Origin of the sequence: Salifodinibacter halophilus (assembly GCA_012999515.1) — a bacterium.
GTDB lineage: Bacteria > Pseudomonadota > Gammaproteobacteria > Nevskiales > Salinisphaeraceae > Salifodinibacter > Salifodinibacter halophilus.
The window spans coordinates 623,453-649,315 of record JABEEB010000001.1 but is presented as its reverse complement, the minus strand read 5'-3'; the positions used below and the strand labels follow the sequence as shown (position 1 = coordinate 649,315).

Below are 25,863 nucleotides of genomic sequence, written 5' to 3'. Positions count from 1 at the left end.
CAAGTATGCCGACACTAGGGACTCCTTACGCCTGAGGCATCGTTCGCGATGCAGCGACTCAAAATTGGTCGACAGACACGACTGGTGCATCGATGACCAGCCATCCGGCAGCGGGTCCGCCTGGGTGGTTGGCGAGTAGCGTCGGATCGTGGTTGATCAGTGTCCACGTTGGGGCATCGTCAACCGCGGCGCCGGATAGCGCAGATTGGCGTCTGTGCCGGCGCCTAGGTCGACAATCGGTGTCGGCGTGGCGCCACAGCCATTCATCGACGGCTTCGGCCAGGCGCGAGCTACGCACACGCGCGTCAACGGCCTCATGTAATGCCAGCCACTCAGCGGCAAAGACATTCGGCTTATTGATCATCGTATCGAGTCCATTTCAGCTAGAACCTGGGTGAATCGTTGGGTGGCGGCCGGCCAGTCGAGCAAGTTTTTACGTGCGCGCCGCGCACCGGCGACAAGCGCGTCGAAACACGTACGGTTGCCAAGCACACGTGCAAGCGCCGATCTGAGCGCGGGTACATCGTTCGGGGGCACGGTGAGCCCAGCATTGACCGGTACGGTATCGCGCAGTGCGCCGCCGGTGGTCGTGACGATCGGCAACCCATAGGCCAGCGCCTCGGTAATGACCATGCCGTAGCCCTCGAATCGGCTGGCGAGCACAAATAGATCGGCTTGTCGGTAAACCACGTCGAGCTCATCGTTCGGCAGAACGCCACGCAGATGAACACGCTCGCCCAAGCCGTGGCGCTCGATTCGGTGGCGTAAATCGGTCGTCGTCGCCGGATCACGGTCCAGTGCGCCGACGATATCGCAGCGCCAATTCAGATCACGTAGTTGGGCCAGGGCGGCCACCAGGCCAGCGTTATCCTTGCGCGGGATGATGCTTGCCACGCAACACAGCCGTAACGGCATGTCGAGATTGGGCGTGGCGCACGGCCGCGGCTCGACGCCCGGCTCGACCACGGCGGGCCGCGTCGCCACCAGCTCGAGTTCGAGCAGCCTATTGGCGGTATAGTCGCTTGTGGTAATCACGCGTGTGGCCGCGGCTAATGCTTGATGCTCGCTGGCCAGCCAGCGTCTGCGTGTCATCGCGTCGGTGTCATGTTCATCGGCGAGCGCGTGGTGGACTAGGGCGGCGAGCGTTAGACGCTGTGCGCAACGTTGGGCGATTTCCGGTAGTCCGCCCAGAGCCAGGCTGTCGATTACAACCAGTTGATCCGCGTCAATGCTTGCCAGCGACTGCTCAAGTGCCGAGGCGGCCTGGTCGTCGGGCGTGGCAAAACATCCATCCAATTCGTGGACGACGACGCGCCAGCCGGCGTCGCGCAACCCCGCGACGATACGTGCGTCGTAGCGGTAGCCGCCTGTTGCCTGATCAAGTTTACCGGCAACGATGAAGTGCATGCCATACGCTCCGATTAGAGATCATTTGCGCTCGCCCAGGCGATGTGGGTTCGCCTAACGTTACCTGCATGCGATGACACTGCCTGGCATTTTCATCGACGCGCCCATTGCGGATCGTTGTGTGCAGACGCTCGAATCTTGGCGCCGCGACTCACGGCTGTATAGCGCGTGCGGATCACGAGCTCGTTGCTGCTCGGTGCCGATGCGTGTGCACATGGATTGCTGCGTCATTCGGCGGATAGAGCTAAAGGGCGCGGGTCTGTCGTTGTGGCTGCGGGGTCTGCTGGTTATCAAGATTGGAGTGGCACGTGATGTGGCTTATAATGGGCATATTCCGAATATTCATTGCCGCGCTCGTACGCGGCTAACGCGTGGGGCGTTATCAATCCGGGAGTCAGGGTGAAACGACGGATTTTCGAACGATTTTTACACCACGGTAGCCTGACATTGGTGCATCCGTCAGGTAAGCGTGAGTCTTTCGGCAGTGGCGAGCCGAGTGCCGAAGTCATCCTTCAGCGTAAAGGCGTTATGCGCCGCTTGATGGCTGATCCGGAGATGGCCTTCGGCGAAGCCTATATGGACGATGACTGGCGGCCGGGTCGTGGTGGCTTGCTGGCGATTTTCCGGTTGTATTTCGCGAATGTCGAGTCGGCCAGTGCTTCATTTTTCTACCGCCTGATTGGCAGTTGCGTGCGGCGCTTCCGCGAAGCCAATTCCAAGCTGTCGGCACAGCGCAATATTCATCATCATTACGATGTAGACAGCGAACTGTTCCGGGAATTCCTCGACCCGGACATGCAGTATTCCTGCGCCTATTTCGAGACTGATGACACGACATTGGCCGACGCGCAGCGCGCCAAATGTGCCCACATTGGCCGCAAACTTTGTCTGTCACCCGGCGAACGCGTGCTCGATATTGGCTGCGGCTGGGGTGGTCTGGCACTACATCTGGCCGAAACCTACGACGTGGAAGTCGTCGGTCTGACACTTGCTGACGATCAATACCGGATTGCACAGGAACGTGCGGAAAGCAAGGGACTGACCGATAAGGTGACGTTCAAACAAGAGGACTACCGTAGCCTCGACGGCGACGCGTTCGACGCGGTTGTGAGTGTCGGTATGTTCGAACACGTCGGTCGGCCGCAGTACCAGATATTTTTCAATCAGGTGCGCAACCTGTTGCGTACCGGCGGTCGCAGTTTGATCCATACGATTGGTCGCAATGGTCCGCCGACGCCGATGAACCGCAACTGGATCACGAAATATATCTTTCCGGGTGGTTATATTCCATCGCTTTCCGAAATCGCGCCCAAGGTCGAGAACGCAGGCCTGGCCAGCACCGATATTGAAGTATTACGGCGCCACTACGCGCGGACACTATCCTGCTGGAATGCTAATTTTCAGGATCGACGGCACATATTTACCGAGCGGCTCGGTGAGCGCTTCTGTCGCATGTGGGAGTTCTACTTGCAAAGTTGTGAAGCTGTGTTCCGTTGGGGCGATCTCGTCGTGTTCCAGATTCAGCTCGGCCATACCAACGACGCGGTCCCCGTTACCCGGGATTATCTCTACGACGGTGACGCCGCCCGACCTTATCTGGGCGACACCACGATGACGCCGGTCGACAGCTAGACCTGATGTTACGCGGGCATCTTGGTTTGTTTACCGGCAAATCAAGATGTGCCGCCAAGAGTCGGGCACGGCAGCACGGCAGCACCGACCCGACCGATCTCCGATGGCGAGGAAAAGCCACTAAAGCGTGCGCCTGTGCGGTCGCGTGATGCCGATCGCTAGAGCGCACGGCTGGCGAGTACCGTGCGCTCCAAAACAGGCTCGCGGCGATGGTGCCGGACTTAATTCGCGTCGATGCGCGCCAGGAGCTCGTCGGTTTTCTCCTGGAGTAAAGCCTGGTCACCGCGCGTTTCGACGTTCAGCCTCACGACCGGTTCGGTATTCGACTTACGCAGGTTGAAGCGCCAGTTGCCGAAGTCCATTGATAGCCCGTCGAGATAGTCGACCGACTCGGCAGCATCCGTGTAGTGGGATTCGAGATCGGCCAGCGCGGCCGTTGGATCGTTAATTTCGCGATTGATTTCGCCCGAGGCCGGGAACGCCGCGATCCGGGATGCCACCAGGCTGGACATTGTCTGGTCGGTTTCGCTTAAGAGTTGGGCCAGCACCAGCCAAGGTAGGGTGCCGTTATCGGCGTAGCCGAATTCACGGAAATAATGGTGTGCGCTCATTTCGCCGCCATAGAGTGCATCGGATTCGCGCATGACCTGTTTCATGAACGAGTGGCCCGATTTCGAGGCAACCGTTTGGCCACCGCCGGCTTCAACCTGGGCCAGTGTGTTCCAGACGAGCCTCGGGTCGTGCACGATCGCTGCACCTGGCGTCATTGTCAGCAGCATTTCCGCTAACAGGCCAACTATGTAATAGCCCTCGACGAATTCGCCGCGCTCGTCGAAGAAAAAGCAACGATCGAAGTCGCCATCCCAAGCCACGCCGAGATCAGCGCCGTGTGCTCGAACCGCCTCGGCCGTGACGCTGCGGTTCTCGGGCAGCAGTGGATTTGGAATACCGTTGGGTAGGTGGCCGTCCGGCTCGAAATTCATGCGTATGATCTCGAACGGCAGCTGATCGGCCAATGCATCGACGACCAGGCCGGCACAGCCATTGCCGGGGTTGGCCACGATCTTTAGCGGTTTCATGTGATCGCGCTTGATCTGGCCGAGCAGGAAATCGACATAATCGCTGCGTTGAGCCAACTCGCGACGCGTTCCGGCCTGCGCCGGTGGGTTGATATCACCGTAATAGGCGGATGCTTCGATATCGGCTAGCCCCGTGTCGCTGCTGATGGGCCGCGCCCCTTCGCGCACGAACTTCAGGCCGTTGTAGTCCTTCGGGTTATGGCTGGCCGTGACCATGACACCGCCATCGGCCTGCTGTGCGATCACGCCGTAATAGACTTCTTCGGTCCCGCTCAGTCCGATATCGAGCACGTCGGCGCCAGCCGCGGTCAAACCGCCGGCAAGCGCATTGGCGATATCCGGACTGGACAGTCGCATATCACGTCCAAGCACTACGGTCTTCAGATTGAAGACGCCGACAAACGATTGACCGATCCTGTAAGCGAGATCGGCATCGAGTTCGTCTGGCACACGCGCTCGGACGTCGTAGGCTTTGAAAAAGTCGTAGTATTCACCCACCGTTGATTCTCCTGGTGATCGCTGCACTTATCGAGTGCTATGCGATCGTTACATTGTCGTCGAGATATACGTCCTGGATCGCATTTAGGAGCGCAACGCCGTCTTTCATCGATTTCTGGAACGCTTTGCGGCCGGAAATCAGGCCCGTACCGCCCGCGCGTTTATTGATGACAGCCGTGCGCACAGCCTGTGCATAGTCGTCCGACCCTGAGCTGCCGCCGGAATTGATCAGGCCGGTACGGCCCATATAACAGTTAGCCACTTGATAGCGGGCCAAGTCGATCGGGTGGTCGGATGACAACGTGTCATAGACGCGCTCGTGCGTATTACCGAAGCCGATTTCGGTGTAGCCGCGGTTATTGGTGGCCATTTTCTGCTTGACGATATCGGCATTGATTGTGGCCGCCATGTGGATGGCTTGCCCGGTTAAATCAGCCGATGTGTGGTGATCGACGCCGTCTTTTTTGAAGGCGTCGTTACGCAGGTATGCCCACAATACCGTAGCCATGCCAAGCTCGTGAGCGCGCTCGAAAGCTTCGCTGATTTCCTGAATTTGCCGGCGACACTCGGGGGAGCCGTAGTAGATCGTCGCGCCGACCGCTGCACACCCCATGTTCTTAGCTTGTTCCACATCGGCGAACAAGGTCTGGTCGGAGACAGGGGGCAGGGACAGCGTTTCGTTGTGGTTGAGCTTGAGTATGAACGGGATTCGATGGGCGTAGCGCCGGGCCACACTGGACAATACGCCGAGCGTCGATGCCACACCGTTGCAGCCACCTTCCATGGCCAGTTCCACGATGTTTTTCGGGTCGAAGTAGATCGGATTGGGCCCGAACGAGGCGCCACCCGAGTGTTCGATACCCTGATCGACTGGCAGCAGGCCGAGATACCCCGTGCCGCCGAGGCGGCCGTGGTCGAATAACCGTTGCAAAGAGGCCATGACAGCGGGCGAACGATCGCTGTCCGCGACGACTCGGTCGACGAAATCCGGGCCGGGGAGATAGAGATTGCTCTTGTCAATGGTCTCGCATTTGTGACCCAGCAGGTCGTCGGCTTCATTGCCGAGGTGGCTTTCGATATCGATCATGGCGTTCGTTCCTATGGCTAAGACAACCGGCAGGCCTGTCGGCTGGCCGGCGCGTTTTATTCAATCATCAAGCGGCATGCGTCGTCGTAGTCTTTTTACGCGGCGATGTCGGGTTTTGGGGGTGTATTCCGTTCAACTGCGGTGTGTCGTCCATCAAGGCCGCCGTGATTGGGCGTGATAGGCGATCTATGGGGCAACTGCGCGTTATCTTCGAATGCTTGGGGGGTCCAGTCAAAAGTGCGTGGGCAGCCTGTTGCGCCAATAAAGGGCGAGACAGCATCGTAGCGCTCGAGTTCATGACTGGGACCGTCTGATTTGATGGGCATCAATCAACTGCGCGCAAGTGGCACGTCTAGCGCCTAGCGTAGAGAAGCGGCCGGTCAGCGGCATGGAACCAACAGTCTATACGGTACGTATATTTATCACGTACGTGGTATGTATCGGTCAACCCGTTTGCATAGATTATATACAAGCGCAGCTGAGACAGCTCAATTAGAGTGTTCGTCAGAGGGTCTGAGATTGCACGTGACTGGCATGGAACTGACCATCGGTTGTGTCGAGCGAAACTGTTACTCGCGACGACTCGTTACCATGCACGACGCGTGACCGGCTTGAGTGCTCGTGCCATGCGGCGCTTGGTGCAACAAGGCACACGCGACAACAATGACTGATAGCGCTTGCTATGACACAACAAACGGATGACAAGCCGACGGTCGACCGTCAGTTTCTCGGCCGCTTCCTGTTGGCTTGCGCGGTGGCCGCTGCGTTAGTGGTGGCGGGCTGGTTTGTCTGGTATGCCATCAACGGTTTATTACTGGTCATCGCGGCCGTAATCCTGGCCATTGCACTTGATGGGCTGGCCCGGCTTATCCATGGCATCGTGCCCATCTCCCGGCATCTGTCTATTGCTGCTGCCAGTGTGATTGTGGTCGCTTGTCTGGCCGGCATCATCACGTTCGGCGCTATCAATGTCACTGCCAAGGCGCCGCAACTTCGGGCACAGATTGCGCATTCGGTCGATCGCATATCCCATAATCTCGAGCAGGCCCACCTCGCGCCTTCTTGGGTGCGTGATTCGGGTAGCGCGGATATGGCCAGCAACAACAACCGCGGGGCTAGCGGTCAATCCAATAAAAGCGACACATCGATTGGTACACGCTTAAGCGGTCAACTATCGAGTGCGGCTACACTCACCATTAGCACGCTGGCCAACGCATTCGTGGTCGCTATTATCGGCTTCTACCTGGCGTTTACGCCGTCGGCCTATTTGAACGCGTTGATACGACTCGTGCCCAAGGATCGACGACAGCGCACCCAAAAATTGTTGGTCGCAGTAGGGTGGGTGCTTCGCCGTTGGTTGATTGGCCGTGGGCTATCAATGATCGCGGTGGGTATCGGCAGCGCGGTCGGTCTGGCGTTATTGGATGTCCCCTTTGCTGTATCTCTAGGTCTTATCGCTGGTGTGTTGACCTTTATCCCGTATCTAGGCGCCATCCTATCGGCGGTTCCAGCGGTGCTAGTCGCAGGGCTACAGGGAGTCGACATCGCATTCTATGCAGCCGGCCTCTATCTGGTTCTGCACATACTCGAGGGGTATATTCTTGCACCGTTGATCCAGCGTCGTGCTGTTTCGATTGCGCCGGGATTTTTGCTGATTGCCCAGACACTTGGCTTCGCAATCGCTGGCACATTCGGAATGATGCTCGCCGCACCCATCTCTCTGTGCGCTCAGATATTCGTGCAGGCGCTTTATATCGAGGATGTGCTGGGTGATCAGCCCCATATGCCCGGTATGTCCACCGAATTCGAGGCATGCCATCAGGAACACTCGGCCGCACATACCGAATTCTAAAAAAGCGCTTTTACTGGTGATCTGATGAGTCGGTAGTCCGTCGCGTTCGGCGAGGTCTACGACAACTCAGAGGCCCACGACCGCGTCAGCGCGATAGCTTGTGGCGAGAACTCGTTGCGCCCCAAGGACCAATCGTGGCCCTGTGACGGTGGGGTGCATTAAATTTCGGTTTCGATGCCAGTATGGGTTAAGAAATCCTGTTCCGCGAACTGGGTCGCCAAAAAGTCGATTAACAATCGCACGGCTGGCAAGCGACCGCGTCGCGAGGGAAAGACCGCATGAACAATACCGCTGCGTGGCGCCCAGTCCGGTAGCACATCGACAAGTGTGCCGTCGGTAATATCCTGTCCCCCGAATAGCATTGGCAACTGGACGATGCCGAGGCCGGCCAGGGCGGCGCGTCGTAAGGTGATCAAGTCGTCGGTTACAAGACGTGGCTGGTGGTGAACCTGGGCGCTAGCGCCGTCGGGACCTTCCAGGCACCACGTATGTGCATGGTGAGCGCGCCGCAGATCGAGCGATGGTAGTTTGCTCAGATCGGTCGGGGTGACAGGCCAGGGTGCGTTCTCGGATAGTGACGGAGCCGCCATCAGGCGCTGTGGACTATGCGACAACACCCGGACGTTTAGGTCGCTGTCCTCGAGCGGTGGGAATCGTACGCGCAATGCGAGATCGAAACCTTCCCGCACCACATCGATGCGCCGGCTCGAGGATTCGAGCTCGACACGCACGTTTGGATAACGTGCCATGAACGCTGAAATCTGTTCGCCTACCGAAAAATACAGTAATCCCGGCGGGCAACTCATGCGAATCAGGCCTCGAGGTTGGGCGATCGAGCGATCGATGGTCTCCTGCGCGGCTTCGGCTTCCGAGAGCATCGCGGCGCAGTGCTCGTAATAGGCCTGACCGAGTTCGGTAACCGTGATACTGCGTGTGCTGCGATGAATCAGCCCGACATCCAGCCGCTTTTCCAGTTCTGCGATGCGACGGCTAAGTTTCGATTTCGGCACGCCGGTTGCGCGGGCTGCCGGTGCGAAGCCGCCGTGGTCAACGACCTGCACAAAATAGAACAAATCGTTGAGATCTTGCATACCGACGTTCCATTAATGAGACGCTGCGTTTGATTCTACCCTACTAGCCGAGTCCTCGTTCCGCCCATAGGATGATTGGCATCAGCAGTTCGAGACCGGATAGCCGGTAAATCAGCATGAAAAACATTATGGGAATTTACGCCGCACCACATGGACATTGGGTTGGCGATGGTTTTCCGGTTCGATCGTTATTCAACTACGACCGACTGGGGGCACACCACATCACGCCATTTCTGATGCTCGATTATGCGGGGCCGCACGACTTTGAGCCGACGAATACACCACGCGGTGTCGGTGCCCATCCGCATCGCGGCTTCGAAACCGTGACCATTGTCTACGACGGTGAAGTCGCGCACCGCGATTCGTCGGGCGGTGGCGGTGTGATTGGCAAGGGCGATGTACAGTGGATGACCGCCGGTAACGGTATCGTTCATGAAGAGTTTCATTCGTCGGCTTTTGCCAAGCAGGGCGGGCGATTCGAAGTGGTCCAACTCTGGGTTAATCTACGCGCTGCCGACAAGTCGGCGCCTGCGTCGTATCAGTCTATCCGGGCGGCGGATATTCCGCGTGTGGAACTGGCTGGAAACGTGGGGTCATTGAATGTGATTGCGGGCACATATGCGGGCGTTTCCGGTCCCGCGGATACGTTCAGTCCGATCAATGTCTGGGATCTACGACTCGTCCGCAATGACGCCACTACGCTGATCGCACCCGAAGGGCACACGACGATGGTTGTCGTGCTCAGCGGTACGGTGCAGTTGGATGGCGTGGAAGCCGTGCGAGATGCTGAGCTGGCTTTGTTCGACCGGGCGGAAAGCGATATCCACCTGGCAGCTGATACGGATGCCAAGCTGTTGGTTCTCACCGGCGAACCGATTAACGAGCCGGTCGTCGGCCACGGCCCATTTGTGATGAACTCGACCGAAGAAATCCAGGAATCCATTCGGGGATTTCAGGCCGGTCACTTCGGTAATACCCCGGCAACATTGTCTGAATAATCTAAAAGTTTAAACGACGGAGATGTTTGTTATGAAAAAAGTTCTTGTTCTTTACTATTCCATGTACGGCCATATCGAGACGATGGCTCAAACCGTGGCCGCAGGCGCAGCGTCGGTCGATGGTGTCGAGGTAACGCTCAAGCATGTGCCCGAAACCATGAGCCGTGAAGCACTGGATCAACTCGGTGCCAAACAGGATCCAGCCGGTGACATGGCCGAACCAGCCGAACTGGGTGATTACGACGCCATCGTGTTCGGCACGCCAACACGCTTTGGCAATATGGCCGGCCAGATGCGTACCTTCATGGATCAGACCGGCGGTTTGTGGGCCAACGGCGGGCTGATCAATAAACTTGCCAGCGTGTTTACTTCCAGCGCGACCGGCGCTGGCAACGAGACCACCATTACGTCGTTCTGGAATACGCTGGCCCATCACGGCATGTTGATTGTCCCGGTTGACTATGCCGGTGCCACGGAGCTGTTCGATATTTCTGAATTGCGGGGCGGATCGCCTTACGGTGCATCGACCTACGCCGGCGGTGATGGCTCGCGCCAGCCCTCCGACAATGAATTATCCATCGCGCACTATCAGGGCGAGAAAATTGCCCGTCTGGCCACTCAATTTTCCAATTGATCAACGCTCAAGGCGCTGCACCGCGCAAAAAGCCGGTGCGGCGCCTGCGGTATGCCAGTATCTCGAAGAAATACAGGGTGAACAAACCAAGCGCGGCGGTAACCGCGAGTTGGGCGAGCGAAGGCGCCAATTAAACGACGTGGCGCTCGCGGCGAACGAAAAAAAGTAGGCCGAGCGGTATCGCGAGGAGCGCGAATAGGACGGTTACATAGCGCTAGAACACGAGCTCAGTCGCCGATGGCCGCCCGTATAACCAAGTACCACGAATATCCCGGGACACAGAACGCTGCGGCGAGCAGTCCGTAGGAAATGCCGTGCCGTCGACTCGTTTCGGTTGCTGTGTCGTCATGGTTTCGTGCGGTATTACCGCGTTTTAATTAGCGCCCGCGACGACCAATGCTGTACGCAGACGAATCAACATGGGAGACATGCTGATGAAAATACAGTCCAGCGGGTAATCATTGGGCTTGAGCCGCCTGTATTTAAGTACACATAATGTATATTATGTTAAATAACTAATCTGGCTCGATGCACACACGAGTGTCGAGCGCCGCAAGATCGCTATGCTGTGCGGCGCCGCAGATTATCCAACAGCACGGCCGTCACAATAATCAGGCCCTGCACCAATTCCGTATAAAACGGCGGTACATCGAGTAAGGTCAAACCATTTAGTATTGTCGCGAGAATCAACGCGCCGAGAGCTGCGCCCCAGGCCGAACCGCGACCGCCGAAAAGACTCGTGCCGCCAATAACAACCGCGGCGATTGTCGCTAACTCATAGGTGGCGCCAGCAGTTGGATCGGCTGTGCCCAAGCGTGCTGCCAGTATCAACCCGGCAATGCTTGCCATGAATGCGCTAAACCCGTAAAGCAACATGCGCATGCGTGCGACCGGTATACCAGCACGGTGTGCGGCCGTTCGGCCGCCGCCAATGGCATAGATGTGCACCCCCGATCGTGATTTGGAAAGCCAGTACGATGTCACGACCCAGAGGCTTGCCATTATGATCACCGGAAACGGAATTGGCCCGATAAACCCCTGGCCCAGGAAATTGAAAGCCGGTGGCAACCCGGGGATTGGGTCTCCTTGTGTGATGATCAGCGTCAGCCCGCGGAAAATCGATAATCCGGCGAGTGTTGCGACGAAGTCGGCAACGTTGAAATAGTTAATCAGCGCCCCTTGGACTATGCCAAGCGTCGTACAGGCTGCGATCGCGACTGCGATGGCCAACGGCCATGGCAGACCGGTTGAGACGGTTAAAAATGCGAACAGCACGCCGCTCAACCCCACCATCGAGCCGACAGATAGATCGATGCCGGCAACAAGCACGACAGCGAGCTCGCCGAGCGCCAATATGACGAACGGGGCCGCCTGCAACAAAATATTTAGAATGTTGCGGCTGGTCAGAAAATACGGCGTGGTAAACGCCAAAGCGATCGCGAGTAGCAGAAATGCGACCAGTACCGTGTTATCGAGAGCGATCCGCGTTGTGGCTCGATAGAGCTGGGCTGCGTTTGCTCGATTCACGATGCTTCTCCAGTCATCATCGCGTGGACCACTTGGTTTCGATCGAGATCGCGGGTCGCCCGATCCATCGCTTTGGCGCCTCTGGCTAGAACGGTAATACGGTCGGTAACCGCGAGCGCGTCCTGCATGACGTGCGTGACGAGAATAACGGCGACCCCTTTTGCGGCCAGCTCTCTGACCAATTCAATAACTTTGTCGTGTTCGGAAACGCCTAGCGCGGCGGTTGGTTCATCCATAATCACGAGTTTTGCTTGCCAATAGAGCGCCCGTGCGATGGCTACTGCCTGTCGTTGACCACCTGAAAGTGTCGAGACCTTAGCGCGTAACGATGGGATTCGGATTCGAAGTTGATCGAGTGAGGCCTGCGTTTGCTCACGCATCGCCTTTCTTCTGACTGTCGGCACGATGCCGAGCATGCGGCCGGTCATTTCCCGGCCGAGAAATATGTTTTCCGCCACGTCCAGATTGCTGGCTAACGCCAGATCCTGATAAATCGTCTCGACGCCGGCAGTGCGTGCCCGCTGTGGCGTGACTTCGGTCATTGCCTGCCCTGCCACTGCGACCGACCCAGCGCTCGGCGCTTCGACACCGGACATGATTTTGACTAGTGTCGACTTCCCTGCTCCGTTATCGCCCAGAAGCCCGACCACTTCACCGGCATGGACATTCAGATCCACCCCGGTGAGCGCATTGACGCTGCCAAAGCGCTTGGCAATACCCGAAAGCGTTAAAAACGGGCCGGCAGCAGCAGCGCCGCTGCTACCGCCCTCCTCTGTCTTGTCAGTCATTTGTCCTGCGTAAGTTTTTGTAGCGGAACGGGAATGAACAGCCGGTCGGTTTTTAGATATTGATAGCCGGTGGCAACGGCAGATTTGCTCATTAAAGCGGGCTGTTGAGCGACATTCAGATCGATTTCGCCAGCTTTGACCGCTTTTCGGCCGCCGGGTGTGCCGTCGATACTCGCAACCAGCGTATTGTCCAATGCGTGCGCCGATTTCAACGCCTTGATGGCACCAAGCGCCATTTCGTCATTTTCAGCAAACACGGCGCCGATGCCCTGCGGGTTCGCCGTCAACATGTTCTGCATGACGTTGAGCCCTTCGCTGCGGTCGAAATGCGCACTCTGGCGAGCTACAACATCAATCTTGTCGTGCTCGTTCAAAACCTGGTCACAGCCACTGGAGCGTTCGTTTGTGGCGGATGCGCCGGGTACGCCCGTCAGAATCGCAAGACTGCCCTCGCCGTCCATCTGATCAACCAGATATTGGCACGCCGTCTTGCCCGCCTGGACGTTATCGGAAGCGAAAAATGCCAGTGACTCGCCGCCATTGGTCGCACGATCAACGAATATCACAGGCACACCGGCCTTGTTGGCCTGTTTGATGGCAGGCGTTATCGCGTCGGCATTCGTCGGGTTCACCAACAGCATGTCGACCTGCTTCGCAAGCAGCGTCTGAATCTGGCTGACCTGTTGATTGGAGTCGTTATGCGCATCGAGAACCTGAAAATCAACGTTAAGATCTTCGGCTTTGTTCTGGGCGGCGCGTTTCATGGCCGCGAAATATGGATTATTCGTCGTCGACAGCAGCAATGCCATCTGACCTTCGCTCGAATTCGCGTCACTGTCTGCGAACGCCGGCAGCGCCATTGTCATTGCCAGCGCCAATAACAATGCCGGTATCACACCCTGTGTTCGTGTTTGCAATTGCTTTATACACATAGCCGAGACCTCCTAGCCTTCTGATTTGCCCCTTGATTGGGCCGTGTCGGGTGACGTGATCACCCGAAAAACACCCCGCTTTGCAAAATCACATTACAAAATGGTGTCGTTTCACCGGTGCGAACCACAAAGCGCATATTGGTGAGCTCGGTTTTTAACTGCTCATGCGTCAAATATGTGATCGCGGACGGTGATATCCCGCCGTGCCCTTGCAGGCAATGCTCGAACTCGGGGCGCCGCTCGTTATCGTCGCCGAATTCTTGGGCAACGGTTGCGCCCTCGATAACGCTGGCGGACAAAATTGCGGTTAGCACGTTTAAAAAGTCAGGCTGCCCTGGACTAAACGCCAGATCGATGCGGGTAACGGATGGTGGGATTGGCAAGCCAGCATCCGCGATCGCGAATCGATCGCCGTGGCCAAGTTGGCATAGTTCGAAATTCAGAGCGGGATGCAGAATGCCGTCACGTTTCATGGTGTGCCTATTGATTAATGTCCGAGTTCAAGACGCGTGACGTTGGCAGGCTGTCGCGGGCGCCGGCGCAACCGACTGCCAGTGCACCCGCCCTATTGGCACGCTCGATGGATTCGTGGGTCGTCAAACCCGCGTCTATACCTTGTGCAAACGCTCCCGCGAAGGCATCGCCCGCCGCCGTTGTGTCAACGACATGAGCCGGCGGTGCTGGCATCGAGCCAGTATCGTCATCGTCGACATACCATGCGAGGCCCGCCGAGCCCAACGTCACGACTGTGGAGGGTCCGGATTGTTTTAAAGTGCGTGCCTGTGCCTGTGCGTCCTCAACGCGTTCTGCCTGCGTGGTGTTTAACAGTTGCGCTGCTTCGCTGGCATTAACAAGCAGCCAGTCGATATCACCGAGCGCCTCGACATTGACGCCGTCAGCTGGGGCGGCATTCAAAACCACCTGTGCGCCGGCTGTGTGAGCGAGTTTGGCCGCGTGCAAAACCGTTGCCCATGGGATTTCGAGCTGGAGAAGGACAATCGAGGCGTCCGTGAAGTTGGACGGTTCCAGCATTTGTGGCTGAAACGCATTGTTGGCTCCAGGCACGACAACGATGCTGTTTTCACCGTGCTGATCGATTTGGATCAGCGCCATGCCACTACTGCCGTCGGCAGTGTGCATGTGCGCAATATCGATGCCCTCTTGCCGCAATCCATCAGTGAGTTGGGTGCCGAATGCGTCGGTGCCGACCGCGCCGAGCATGCGAACGTCCGCCCCGGCGCGCGCTGCGGCGACGGCTTGATTGGCGCCTTTCCCGCCGTGGTGCTGTGCGTAGGAATCGGCTAGTAGCGTCTCGCCCGGCGCTGGATGACGAGCCACCGACGCGACCATATCGATATTGATACTGCCAACCACGATAATCATGTTGAATACACCGTTTCGGGAAGCGAGCGGGCAGACCGCCGTTCGACGAGTGAGCCGGGCAATTCGCGGTACTCAGGGGCGCCGTGCACACCCGTTAAGCGCTCATGAAGCCGCTGGACGGCGACTGATCCGATATCTCGTAGTGGCTGTTGCACCGTTGTCAAAGGTGGGCAGGCCAATTGGGCCAGCGGGATGTCGTCGAATCCGAGCACCGACACGTCGTCGGGGACCGTAAAACCGGCCTCGCTTAGACTATGCATGGCACTCAGAGCGATGGCGTCATTGCCGCCGACGACCAAGGTCACGCCCGGATCGGTCAGCAAAACTTCGATCTCGGCGGGTAACGATAGAGAAAATGGAACATCGCGCTCCCAGACGGTGTCGATGGACTCGGGCAGCGCATCCATTATGCCGGCGCGCCGATAACGCGCACTGACCAGCGACTGCGGCCCATTCAAAAAACCAATGCGTTGATGGCCGAGCGACGCAGCGTAGTGCCCGAGCACAGCGCCGGATTGTCGGTGGTCCGTGCTCACGCAATCGACCGTTGGTACAAATCGGTCGATTGCCACAGTGGGTATTTCGGGCTCAAGCGACGGGTTATCGGTGGTCGGTGCCCATATCACGCCGTCAACACCGCGGTCCGTGAGCCGATCAAACCCGTTTCGTTCGGCGTCCACATCGCCGGCACTGTCGATTAAAAACAATGCATAGCCCAAGCGCCAAGCTTGCTGTTGTATGACTTGGGCGATGGTTGGAAAGTATGGGTTGGTCAGGTCTGGAACGATCAATCCAAGCGCGTTACTCCGACCGGTACGCAAGGCACGTGCGGTTTCATTCGGCCGGTAACCGAGCGCCGAGGCCGCGTCGCGGACTGCGTGTACGACCTCGGGAGAAAGCGCTTTAGTGCTATTTAGCACGTGCGAGACCGTGGCCACTGAGACATTGGCACGCGCCGCTATGTCCTTGATTGAAGCCACCGTACACGCCAAGTTAAACGTTTAACTCTTCATTGAATTAATCACGAAGGCGATGCGGTGTCAATAACACGTGGGTCGGATCAGTACCGCGGATGCGTCATCGTGGCGTTTGATTCGTGGGTGGCGGGTGCAGTTGGCGTCTTCGCGCTCGGTGCGGCGCAGCTTTGTAAGCGCGTTAGTTAAATCCATGTTGTCGGCCGACAAGTACATTTGATTAAGCGCGCCGTCGAACCCATCCGAGAAAAGCAGAATGCGTGGATCCGTTTTTGCCAGCTCAGCTTTGCTTATGACCGTTTTTTGAATAAATCCGGCAAAGCCGGTATCGAGCGTCAATGCGCCATAGCCCCCTACGGCGTTCATGTTCTGTCTATTTCGCCGTAGTAGTGGCATAAGCCTTTGTTGTGCTGTGGCTTGCGAGTAACCTGCTGCCATTTCGTCACGCAAGGCGTTTATGGCTGTTTGTTCCTGGTCGTCCAGCCGTGTCGGTGCGAAAAATACGCGCTCCGGCCGCTGCAAGTCTCTGGCGCCACAGTCGCCGAGGCGATACAAAGCGAGCGCGCCGTTTTCGATTGTCGCGGCTGTGAAAACAGCCGATGGCCAGGCATATTTCGGCACTGAATTCGGAGCGGCGTGCGTTGCAAAAGCGTCGCGAGTGGCCAGACAAGCCGTTTCCAATGCGGGTACAAGCGGTTGTCCACGAGCAAGATCGGCGCTCAGGTGCCGTTGAAGTTCTTGTACGAACCAGTACGTGTCGGATGGTTGTCCAGCGATATACGTTTGCTCGCCCACCCCGGTCGCGCCGTCGATTACCAGTATGGTCTGACCGTTAACCGCGATCGCATCTTCATTCGGCCGATGACTCGATCCGGGTGCCGATAACTGATCAAGGATTTCGAGTTGCATCGAGTCCGGATCCAGCGAAACAGCCGTTGTCGTAGACGGGCCGGCCGCGGCAGACGGTCAGCCGCACGTTTAATTGCGCGTCCAGAACCACGAAATCTGCATCTTTACCGGGGGCAAGCGTGCCCTTGCGATCGATGACGCCGAGATCCTGGGCGGCGTTTGTGCTTACCATCCGAATGGCGTCGTATAGCGAGCAGTCGGTGGCCTCGATCAGGTTGCGCAGCGCCTGGTCGAGTGTCAGCACACTGCCCGCGAGGCTGCCGTCATCGAGCTGTGCCATGCCATTGTTGACGGTGACTTGCTGCCCGCCCAGATCGTAGACACCGTCCGGCATCCCTTTCGCGCGCATGGCGTCGGTGATCGCAATCAAGCCGCGTGATGTCTTGGCCTGGAACGCAAGCCGTAGCATCTCGGTCGCTACGTGATGCCCATCGGCGATGATCTCGGCGACGCAAGCCGGCTCAGCGAGTGCGGCAGCGGCGACACCGGGGTCGCGATGGTGCAGTCCGCTCATGCCATTGAAAAGATGAGTGACTCTGCCGCAGCCGCATTGAAACGCGCGCTGCGCAACGGCCGCGCTACAGTTGGAATGCCCGATAGCCGCGCGCACGCCTTGCTGCTTCAATTCAGCGATAAGCTCGGTTGCACCTTCGATTTCGGGTGCCAGCGTTGCTAGCTTTATGCGTTGTGACGCCAGATGTTGCCAGCGATGGAAAAGCGCTGTATCCGGCGGCGTAATCCATTCGGCCGGCTGAGCGCCCTTTTTATCGACGTTAACGAACGGCCCTTCCAGATGCGCACCGAGCATTTCGGCGCCATCCGCTGGCGCGGTAAATAAACCCAGTGCGCGCATTGCGTTGTCCAGCGTGTCCGGCGCCGACGTCATGGTCGTCGCCAGAAAACTGGTCGTGCCCTCGGTTACAACATGTTGGCTAATGCGGCCGAGGGCGTCGTCCGAGCCGTCCATCACGTCGGCACCGGCCGCACCGTGGATGTGCGTATCGATAAATCCCGGTACAACATGCCAATCTTCGGGCAATCGCAGGATATGGTCGCCACCGTTTGTTTGGTGGCGATTAATGTCACTGACCTGAGAACCGTCGATTGCCAGCGTTGCGCCCGGCAGCGAGCCGGTTTCGGTATATACGCGGGCACCGGTCACGTGCCAATGCCCTGTTGACGCAGATTCTGTCACTTTCGTTGTCACGACCGTTTAATAAGTGCTTGTAACTTTTTGTATGTGGGGTGGTTCGTCGGGGTCGATGCCGCGATCCAACGCGAGACGCTCGATGACGTCGTACAGCAAAAAGCTCGCCATGACTGCGTCTGTATAAATCGACCCTGTTATCGGCAGCGATCGGTACGAGACATTTGTATCATCTGGCGGCGCGGGCAGATCTGGCCCGACGACAACGACCGGCGCACCGAGTGCGTCGGCCTCGCGCGCCAGGTCCAGCGTCTGTGGTCGTGTTTCGTCGTCCAGGCTTAATATCAGAATCGGACATGCCGAGCCGACTAGTGCCAACGGGCCGTGCTTGAACTCGGCGGCACTGTAGGCCTCCGCGTGCATGACGCAGACCTCTTTGAACTTCAACGCGACTTCACGAGCGATCGGTAACCCGAGCCCACGGCCGATGACGAACAGCGGCGACGAAAATCTGGACAACGCCTGGGTATCGATCCTCGCTTGGCCCTCGCCGGCTGCTTGACTCAAGCGATCCGGCAACGCGGATAGACACTGTGTAAGTTTGTCGTCGCTGTTGCTGATAGCCAGTAATTGCAATAGCGCAGTCAGCGTTCCCAGAAACGTTTTAGTTGCGGCAACCGCCGTTTCGGGCCCCATATGCAGCGGTAGCGTGAACTTGGCGGCATGTGCCAATGCCGAGTCGGCATCATTGGTCAACGCGAGTGTGAGGCCGCCACCCGCTGTGAATTCGGAGACCACATGATTGATATCGGAACCGGCGCCGGATTGTGAAATCGCGATCAGAAAACCATCGATAAACGATGGCGAGCGGTCGTACACGGTCATCAAACTCGGCGACAAATCACCGACAATACAGCCGCGCAAAAGCCCGCTGGCATAGCGGAAAAATGAGCCGGCATGGTCGGATGTGCCACGGCCCACGACAAACCATTGCGTTGGCGTTGTCTCGTTGAGGGTGCGCGTTATGTCATCGGCATGGGGCGCGTTCGCAGCCAATTGTTCGCGCAGTCGTTCGGGTGTTTCGAACAATTCGCGATGCATTAGCGATTTAGTCATATTATTTATAATCAGAAAGTTGTGAAGATAAGTTCGCGTTTCGCATCATTAATGCCGCACCCATTGCCGGGCTATATTGAACCGGCGTCAAACGTGCGCCCAATGCGTCGCTGACCCACGGCATAAGCGTCTCAGCCAGGCCACCGGATAAGGCCAGTGGCAAGTCCGGGTGGCAGCCATCCAGCAGTGCTTGTGCGGCCACGATGACTTCGTCGCTGGCGCGCTTCAGGATTGAACAAGCGTGGACATCGCTGGCCTCCGCGTAATCGGCCACACTGTGTGCCATTCGGGCGAATGCCGAAGCGTCAGCCTCGCAGGACCAAGCGATGATTTCGTTCGTATCGTGATTAAACCGCTCGAGGATGGTCTCGGTCAGCGGCGACGGTGATGCACGTCCATCGATCGTTTTCAGTGTGGTGTGGATTGCCTCCATGCCTATCCATGCTCCGCTGCCACGATCGTCGTGCGGGAAGCCCCACCCGGTGACCTGCCGGGTTTGTTCGGCTTCAATGCGATAACCGACAACGCCAGTGCCGATAGCGATAACCGCGCCATCGGCACCGCCGTGTGCGCCGAGACAGGCGACCAAAGCATCCGAAACAATGCAAACGTCGGCAAAATCGGCGCATAGACTTAGCAAGCGGTCACGCGCCGCGGACAATTCAGTACCCGCAATGCCGATCCCGACGCGCACAGTCGATGGGTCGCGATCGGCAAGCACTTCGATTCGGCCCAGCGTTTCCCGGATCGTCTCATTCGCATGATCGGCAGACGCCGTCAGGCTGCTGGCAGGGCCAGCAGCCTGATCGACCATTATGCCGTTGGCATCGATGACAACGACCTGGGTTTTGCTCGCCCCGCCATCGACGCCGACATATAACTCGGGCTCAGTTATATCAGTCATCTTTCGAGCCAAGGAAATGCCTTTCGATATCTTCGAGTTTACGACCTTTGGTTTCAGGTAGCGGGAAGATTGCAATCAGGAGATACAAAAAGCCCGCGACTGCCGTTATCCCGAAGGCGCCTGTGTAGCCGGCCACGGACACGATGTTCATGAATACAGCAGCGAATCCGGCGGAGACGAGTGAGTTGGCAAACAATGCGATCGCCATGCCGCGGGCACGGATCGCCAGTGGTAACACTTCGGAAATGGCCAGCCAGACCACGATCCCCGGTCCGATCGCATAGAAAATGACGAACACGAGTATGCCGATGAGGGTCGCATACCCCAGAAACACGGAAGGTGCGGCAAATAGATGGGCCAATGCGACGAACGTCAGCGCGACAGTCGAGCCCCCTGTGCCCAGCATCAGTAGTGGACGTCGTCCCACGCGGTCGATCAACATCAAGCCAACAATCGTGACCACGAAGTTCACCGCGCCGATGGTGACGCTGCCGAGTGCGGCGCTGGCGCCACTGCTCAGGCCGGACTGGTCGAAGATGACGGTATTGAACTGCAGCAGTGTATTAATGCCAGTGAGCTGTTGCAGTATGCCGATGGCCACAGCTATCGATAAGGCTTTGCGATACCCCGGTGCCAGCAACAGCGACCAGCGTGTTGTCAGACTTTCTTGCTCGATTTGCTCGGTTAGTTCGTTAAAAGTGGTTTCGGCTTCACCGGCACTGTGTGTACGAGCCAGCGCCGCGCGGGCGTCGTCGCTACGCCCGCGTTTAAGCAACCAGCGCGGCGAACGCGGTAGCACTGCCCCGAGCACGAGGTAGGAAATACCCGGCACCAGCGCAGTCGCGAACATGGCTCGCCAATCGCCGGTGCCTTGGAAAAAATAACCCACCAGATAGCCGAGCAGGATACCGATCGTCAAAAAGAGCTGGAAAAGCGTCACGCTGCGCCCGCGAATCACCGGCGGCATGACTTCGACCAGGTACAGCGGGATCACGATGGTCACCAGCCCCACACCAATGCCCTGGATCAATCGTCCACTAAGCACGCTGCCATAGCCTATCGCCAACGCGTTCACAATCACGCCAATGGCGAATATGACGCCGGAAATCAAAATCGTGGGTTTGCGGCCGATGGCATCGGCTATGGGGCCGCCGACCAAGGTGGCGATCGAGCCGCCGCCGAGTACTGCCGCTACGATCAACGACATTTCCGACCCGGACAGAGATAATTCCGTTTTCATGGCTTCGAGCGCACCGGCGATGATGCCGATGTCATAGCCGTAGAGCATTCCGCCCAACGCCGCGATGACAATCGTGAACCAAGCCATGAGCGGTAGTCGGGTGAGTGAAAATTGTTCTTGCGAAGTGGTTGTCATAAATGCCTCCGAAGGCGTAGTGCCCCTGGTTTTAGTGAGTGTTCGCTATGCCTTGTGGAATCCGCCACAGGACGCGATAGCCTTGCGTGAGTCGCCCGCCTGTAGACGGAAATGCGATAACTGGGTGTCGCGTTCGGCTGACGCCGCATACAGCGCGTTGCCCCACCCGCGACCTCGTTGTTTTTGGCTTATGCGCATCAGGTGTTCGCGTTTTGCGTGATACTGGGCGGCCCTGCCGAGGAGGCCGTCGACACCGTGACCGGATCGTTTGCCAGCTTCGCCGCATAAAGCATGGCGCCAACATCAGGTGTATGGAGCGGCGCACGTAGATCAAAACGCGTTTCAAGCGCGGCTAAATGCCGATGCAGCCGGTCCACCATCGTGTCGTCGTTGAAAATGCCCCCGGAATAGGAAACGGGCACCGGTTCGTTTGTCCCGAACCCCAGCTGCTTCTGGGTCGTATCGACGATAAGAGCCAACTCGCGCGCAGCTTGCTCGGCGATAACCGATGCTTCGGCATCGCCCATCTTTACGGCTTGCAAAACAATCACAGCCAGCTCGGCGATTTGTTGACGCTCAGACTCACAACACAGAAAACGTGTGATGACCTCGCCCGCGTCACATAAGCCAAGGCGTTCGAAAAACAGATCGTAGAAGGCACTACGCGGGGTCCGGCCGTCGCTCATCCGCGTAAACAGGTTGAGTCCTTGGCTACCGATCCAGTAAGCCGACCCTTCATCGCCAAACCGCCAACCCCAGCCGCCGCAACGCTGGTGCCGCCCGTGATATTGGCCATAAGCCATGGACCCGGTGCCGGCGATCACGTTGATGCCGTCGACCGCGCCGAGCGACCCTGCCCAGCCGCAGACCATATCGTTGTCGCAGGCGTAGCGGTCGTGGCCAAGCGCATACGCCGGCATGGCATCGAGTCTGGCTAGGTCGTCGCGGACTTCGCCATACCCCGGTATGCCGAAAAACGCGAATGCCAGATCGTCCGGCGTCACGTTCGCCTCGGTGCAGACCGTGTGGACCCCATGAACCAGCACACGCTCGACTTCGTCCAAGCCAATAGACAGGTGGTGGCAGGATCTATCCGTGTGTTGCGCGAGAATGCGACCGTCGCACGCCATGAGGCAAAATGCGGTTTTGGTGCCGCCGCCGTCGACGCCCAGGTACATGGTCAGGCACCCAGCACCGGATCGAGATTCATTCTGAATCTCCTGAACCCGCGGCGAATGGGTGGATTGTTACCCCTTGCACGACACGGTTGACGTCGCCGTCGGGGAACGGATTATCGACGGTCTTGCCGTGTGCCAGCGACGTATATAGAGCGGCAAGCTGGGCTGTGATCAGATACGGGAAAACAAGCATCCAGTCGGGGGCCTCGGCCAGTTCGTCACAGGGCCATAGCGTTGCCCCATCCAAGGTGTCCCAGCCACTTGCCGCTACAGCCACGACGCGCTCGTGTCCGTTCTGGCCTGTAAGTTCGGCCACGATATCCTCGTCGTAACGACGTGCGTACGCGTCGTTGGAGACAAACGTCACGAGCAGGGTTTTATCGTTGACCAATGATTTGGGGCCGTGGCGAAAACCGAGTGGCGTATCGTGCAGCGCGACGACTTCGCCTGCGGTCAGCTCTAGAATCTTGAGTGCGGCTTCCTGCGCGAGACCACGGAACACCCCGCTGCCGAGATACACCACGCGATCGTAGTCGCCGCAGAATGTCGTTTGGACCTGCTTGGCATCCGTGGCAAGTAAGTTGTCGGCGGCACGCGCGATCTGCTCGGTGCGCTCGGCATCGGCCTGATTCGGCATGAAGACACAGAGCGCGGCCCATACGATCGACGATAGACTCGACGTCATCGCGAAGCCTTGATCATTGCTGCCCGACGGCATGGTGAGCAGCAACGCGCGGTCGGTGCCGGCATGGATTCGGTGCAGCTCACCTTCTGGATTACAGGTAAGGATCAGGTGATAGCAGCCAGCCGAACATTGCTCGGCCATGCGGGTGGCAGCCACGCTTTCCGGACTGTTGCCCGAGCGTGCGATCGATACCAGCAAGAGTGGGCTATCCGGCGCCAAGCACTCGGTTGGGCGCGCGACGATATCCGTCGTTGCCACCGCGTCGACGCGAGCGTCGAGCTGCATCCCGAGTAGCGAAGCCAGCATGTCACCGGCGAACGCCGAGGTGCCCGCGCCCGTAAAAACGACACGCACTCCCGCTTGAGTCAGAATCGAGCACAGGAAATCGTCGATGGCCTGGCGTTGAGACTGGATATCTGCGTGCACCGCACGCCAGATGGCGGGCTGTTGACGGATCTCGCGCTCGGTCGCGGTCGCGGACGTGCAGGCGCTGTTTGTGGTTGGTGTTTGATGTGACATTACTGAGCTTGATTGTTCGGGCCGGCGCAGGCCATGGCGTAGTCACGCAGGACGTCGGTAACACGGTCGATTACGAGCTCGTGTGGCGTCGGCGAAAGCGATTGTTCGCGGACGTGGCGATATTGATCCGGCATAAAACGGCTGAGGAGCGGCAGTGGAATATCGTGCCTGTCGAGGTTGGAGAACAATGTTGCTTGTGCTTTTTGGACGTCAGGGTCGGGCCAGTAATAACGAATCCGGTCGCTGAAGCTGAAACGGCGCGCGAAACGCTTATCGTTTTCACTGCCGTGGTAATAGGATTGCCATGCCGCCGGTGCGTCGCACATGCGGCGCTCGATGACTGCTTGGAGCCCCGAACGTTGCTCCGCGGAAACAAGGAATGATTCGATGTCTTCGAGCGCAAACAGTGCTTCCCGCAGCGCGAACGTCAGGCCCGGCCCAACTTTGAGAATCGCGAAGTGATCCTGCACCAGCTCTGTTAGTGCGCCTCGGGTCTGGTAATCGGTCGAATGTGCTTCGAAGACCATATTGGGATGGTTTTCGATTACTTTCGAAAGCGCGTGCGCGGGTTCGCGCTTAAAGTCGACGACGCTGGTGTCGCTGAACTCGACACCGGGCTGGACCACCAGAGCCACAACACGCTTCCAGGTGTCGGCGATATCGGCTGTCGTAAATGCTTGATAAAACGCCTGGATTGTCGCGTCGGCTGCGGCTGGCTCGGTCGGCGTTACACCGGCGTCCAATGATTCCTGCGCACCGCCTGGCACGGGCACCTCGGTGCCGACAACGTAGTTGATATCGCTGGTGCCGAAGGCAGCCACCGCCGTACGTTCGGCCACTTGGGCCAGTCGTGCCGCACGCTCGGCGACAATGGCGTCTGCCAACGGCTCCGTATCGTCGGCACAGGCCATGCTGCAATCGAGGTGGATTTTTTTGAAACCAGCGGCCACGTAGTCGCGGATGAGCATCTCCGCTTTTGCCATGGCGTCCTCGGCCGGTTGGCCTTGCCAGCGGTTCGGGCCAAGGTGATCGCCGCCCAGCATGAGCCACCCGCGATCCAATCCGGCGTTGTCGGCGATCGCGCCGACGTAGGCGTAAAAATCGGCCGGCGTCATACCGGTATAGCCACCGTCCTGGTCGACTTGGTTCGATGTTGCCTCGATCAGGGCTACATTGCCGGTGGCCCGCGCATGGCGAACGGCGGCTTCGATGACCATCGGGTGAGCCGAACAGACCGAAGTGATACCCGCAGGGTTATCGGCGTTGTGGCACTCAACGAGGGTTTTTAAGTCATGCATGGGTTATCTGCGTTCGCAATTATGTATCTATTAGGAAAATGGTTTCAGCAAGTTCAGGCGACGGTCACTTCGATGCCGTGCTGCTGACCGAGCGTATCCACGGTTGCCTGCGGTATGTCGGCATCGGTAACGAGTTGGTCAAGCTGATCAAGTGTGCTGACAAGATGCACGGTCTTGAGCCCGAATTTGTGGGAATCCGCGACCGTAATAACCGTGTCGGCAACTTCGATCATCGAGCGATTCAGCCGCGCCTCACTTTCGTGTGGCGTGGTCAAACCGCGCTTTAGGTCGAGAGCATCAACGCCCAGAAATAACTTGTCGAAGCGATGTTTCGACAGACTCATTTCAGCCTGCGCACCAGAGCTGGAAAGCGCCGCCTTGCGAATCTGTCCGCCGAGCATGAGTATTTCCACACCTGGCGCGGGCGCCAACATAGTCGCGATATCGAGACCGTTGGTCATCACCAGCAGGTTTTCGCGGTCGGTCAGTTGGCGTGCAATCTCGAGCGTGGTTGTGCCGGCATCGAGGATGAGCGCGTCGCCATTGTCGACCATCGCGGCTGCGGCGGCGCCAATGCTTTGTTTGTTATCGGCGTTTTTGTGCCGGCGTTCGGTAAAGGCTATCTCCGCCGCCGTATGCTGGCTGAGGATGACAGCGCCATGCAGCCGCGCCACGAAGCCAGCCTCTTCCAGCAACTTCAAATCGTTACGCATCGTGACGGTCGACACGTGGAAATGGCTTGCAAGCGCATCGACCTTTGCCCGGCCCTGTGAAGCCAGATGTTGGATAACCGCGTCGCGACGTTCGGGCCCAGTAGCCATGGTGCACATGCGCTGCGTAACTTACGATT

General features: G+C 58.1%; 24 protein-coding genes. 4 read left to right on the top strand and 20 right to left on the bottom strand.

Going from position 1 to position 25,863, the window contains the following annotated elements; genetic code table 11:
• Positions 1–58 precede the first annotated feature (58 nt).
• Both HKX41_02935 and HKX41_02930 read right to left on the bottom strand, forming a co-directional pair.
• Positions 59–364 carry a hypothetical protein gene (locus HKX41_02935; protein ID NNC23112.1) on the bottom strand — a complete coding sequence of 102 codons (306 nt, stop codon included), beginning with the start codon at positions 362–364 and terminating at the stop codon, positions 59–61.
• Complete coding sequence (locus HKX41_02930; GenBank protein NNC23111.1) at positions 361–1,407, bottom strand: glycosyltransferase family 4 protein; 1,047 nt, start codon at positions 1,405–1,407, stop codon at positions 361–363. Before HKX41_02930 ends, HKX41_02935 begins: the two co-directional genes overlap by 4 nt.
• A gap of 399 nt (positions 1,408–1,806) precedes the next feature.
• Between HKX41_02930 and HKX41_02925 the strand changes: the two genes are divergently transcribed.
• Positions 1,807–3,039 (top strand): class I SAM-dependent methyltransferase, encoded by a 1,233-nt coding sequence (locus HKX41_02925; GenBank protein ID NNC23110.1) that lies wholly within the window; start codon positions 1,807–1,809, stop codon positions 3,037–3,039.
• 221 nt (positions 3,040–3,260) lie between these two features.
• Here the strand turns inward: HKX41_02925 and HKX41_02920 are convergent, their stop codons facing one another.
• Entirely contained in the window at positions 3,261–4,616 is a 1,356-nt protein-coding gene (locus HKX41_02920) for a phosphomannomutase (GenBank protein NNC23109.1), read from the bottom strand.
• Positions 4,617–4,653: 37 nt separating this feature from the next.
• Positions 4,654–5,703 carry a class I fructose-bisphosphate aldolase gene (locus HKX41_02915; GenBank protein NNC23108.1) on the bottom strand — a complete coding sequence of 350 codons (1,050 nt, stop codon included), beginning with the start codon at positions 5,701–5,703 and terminating at the stop codon, positions 4,654–4,656.
• Between the two features lie 682 nt (positions 5,704–6,385).
• On the opposite strand from HKX41_02915, the gene HKX41_02910 reads away from it, so the two are divergent.
• Positions 6,386–7,555, top strand: coding sequence for an AI-2E family transporter (locus tag HKX41_02910; protein ID NNC23107.1), 1,170 nt, complete (start codon positions 6,386–6,388; stop codon positions 7,553–7,555).
• Between the two features lie 158 nt (positions 7,556–7,713).
• On the opposite strand, the gene HKX41_02905 is transcribed toward HKX41_02910, so the two are convergent.
• Positions 7,714–8,646, bottom strand: a complete 933-nt coding sequence (locus HKX41_02905) for a LysR family transcriptional regulator (GenBank protein ID NNC23106.1) — start codon at positions 8,644–8,646, stop codon at positions 7,714–7,716.
• 116 nt (positions 8,647–8,762) lie between these two features.
• Between HKX41_02905 and HKX41_02900 the strand changes: the two genes are divergently transcribed.
• Both HKX41_02900 and wrbA read left to right on the top strand, forming a co-directional pair.
• Positions 8,763–9,644, top strand: coding sequence for a pirin family protein (locus HKX41_02900; protein ID NNC23105.1), 882 nt, complete (start codon positions 8,763–8,765; stop codon positions 9,642–9,644).
• Between the two features lie 31 nt (positions 9,645–9,675).
• The gene (gene wrbA / locus HKX41_02895; GenBank protein NNC23104.1) at positions 9,676–10,278 is read left to right on the top strand and encodes an NAD(P)H:quinone oxidoreductase; all 603 of its coding nucleotides are present in this window, start codon (positions 9,676–9,678) and stop codon (positions 10,276–10,278) included.
• Positions 10,279–10,839: 561 nt separating this feature from the next.
• On the opposite strand, the gene HKX41_02890 is transcribed toward wrbA, so the two are convergent.
• The 15 genes from HKX41_02890 to HKX41_02820 form a co-directional block, all read right to left on the bottom strand.
• On the bottom strand, positions 10,840–11,805 hold the full coding sequence (locus HKX41_02890; GenBank protein ID NNC23103.1) for an ABC transporter permease: 966 nt from the start codon (positions 11,803–11,805) through the stop codon (positions 10,840–10,842).
• Complete coding sequence (locus HKX41_02885) at positions 11,802–12,593, bottom strand: sugar ABC transporter ATP-binding protein (GenBank protein ID NNC23102.1); 792 nt, start codon at positions 12,591–12,593, stop codon at positions 11,802–11,804. The genes HKX41_02890 and HKX41_02885 overlap by 4 nt, the downstream gene beginning before the upstream one ends.
• Positions 12,590–13,510, bottom strand: a complete 921-nt coding sequence (locus tag HKX41_02880; protein ID NNC23101.1) for a substrate-binding domain-containing protein — start codon at positions 13,508–13,510, stop codon at positions 12,590–12,592. The genes HKX41_02885 and HKX41_02880 overlap by 4 nt, the downstream gene beginning before the upstream one ends.
• 74 nt (positions 13,511–13,584) lie before the next feature.
• Entirely contained in the window at positions 13,585–13,998 is a 414-nt protein-coding gene (gene rbsD / locus HKX41_02875; GenBank protein NNC23100.1) for a D-ribose pyranase, read from the bottom strand.
• Between the two features lie 7 nt (positions 13,999–14,005).
• Complete coding sequence (locus HKX41_02870; GenBank protein ID NNC23099.1) at positions 14,006–14,908, bottom strand: ribokinase; 903 nt, start codon at positions 14,906–14,908, stop codon at positions 14,006–14,008.
• Entirely contained in the window at positions 14,905–15,888 is a 984-nt protein-coding gene (locus HKX41_02865; GenBank protein ID NNC23098.1) for a LacI family DNA-binding transcriptional regulator, read from the bottom strand. The genes HKX41_02870 and HKX41_02865 overlap by 4 nt, the downstream gene beginning before the upstream one ends.
• Before the next feature lie 60 nt (positions 15,889–15,948).
• Positions 15,949–16,791: a hypothetical protein gene (locus HKX41_02860; GenBank protein NNC23097.1), complete on the bottom strand. Its 843-nt coding sequence runs from the start codon at positions 16,789–16,791 to the stop codon at positions 15,949–15,951.
• Entirely contained in the window at positions 16,772–17,953 is a 1,182-nt protein-coding gene (gene nagA / locus HKX41_02855) for an N-acetylglucosamine-6-phosphate deacetylase (GenBank protein NNC23096.1), read from the bottom strand. Before nagA ends, HKX41_02860 begins: the two co-directional genes overlap by 20 nt.
• A 51-nt stretch (positions 17,954–18,004) precedes the next feature.
• Positions 18,005–19,054, bottom strand: a complete 1,050-nt coding sequence (locus HKX41_02850; GenBank protein ID NNC23095.1) for an SIS domain-containing protein — start codon at positions 19,052–19,054, stop codon at positions 18,005–18,007.
• 1 nt (position 19,055) lies between these two features.
• On the bottom strand, positions 19,056–19,958 hold the full coding sequence (locus HKX41_02845; GenBank protein ID NNC23094.1) for a hypothetical protein: 903 nt from the start codon (positions 19,956–19,958) through the stop codon (positions 19,056–19,058).
• A complete protein-coding gene (locus tag HKX41_02840; GenBank protein NNC23093.1) occupies positions 19,951–21,333 on the bottom strand; it encodes a sugar porter family MFS transporter in 1,383 nt (460 codons plus the stop codon). Before HKX41_02840 ends, HKX41_02845 begins: the two co-directional genes overlap by 8 nt.
• Before the next feature lie 197 nt (positions 21,334–21,530).
• Positions 21,531–22,511: an N-acetylglucosamine kinase gene (locus HKX41_02835; protein NNC23092.1), complete on the bottom strand. Its 981-nt coding sequence runs from the start codon at positions 22,509–22,511 to the stop codon at positions 21,531–21,533.
• Between the two features lie 28 nt (positions 22,512–22,539).
• On the bottom strand, positions 22,540–23,715 hold the full coding sequence (locus HKX41_02830; protein NNC23091.1) for an SIS domain-containing protein: 1,176 nt from the start codon (positions 23,713–23,715) through the stop codon (positions 22,540–22,542).
• Positions 23,715–25,013, bottom strand: coding sequence for a D-tagatose-bisphosphate aldolase, class II, non-catalytic subunit (locus HKX41_02825; GenBank protein NNC23090.1), 1,299 nt, complete (start codon positions 25,011–25,013; stop codon positions 23,715–23,717). The genes HKX41_02830 and HKX41_02825 overlap by 1 nt, the downstream gene beginning before the upstream one ends.
• A gap of 53 nt (positions 25,014–25,066) precedes the next feature.
• On the bottom strand, positions 25,067–25,834 hold the full coding sequence (locus tag HKX41_02820) for a DeoR family transcriptional regulator (protein ID NNC23089.1): 768 nt from the start codon (positions 25,832–25,834) through the stop codon (positions 25,067–25,069).
• Positions 25,835–25,863 lie beyond the last annotated feature (29 nt).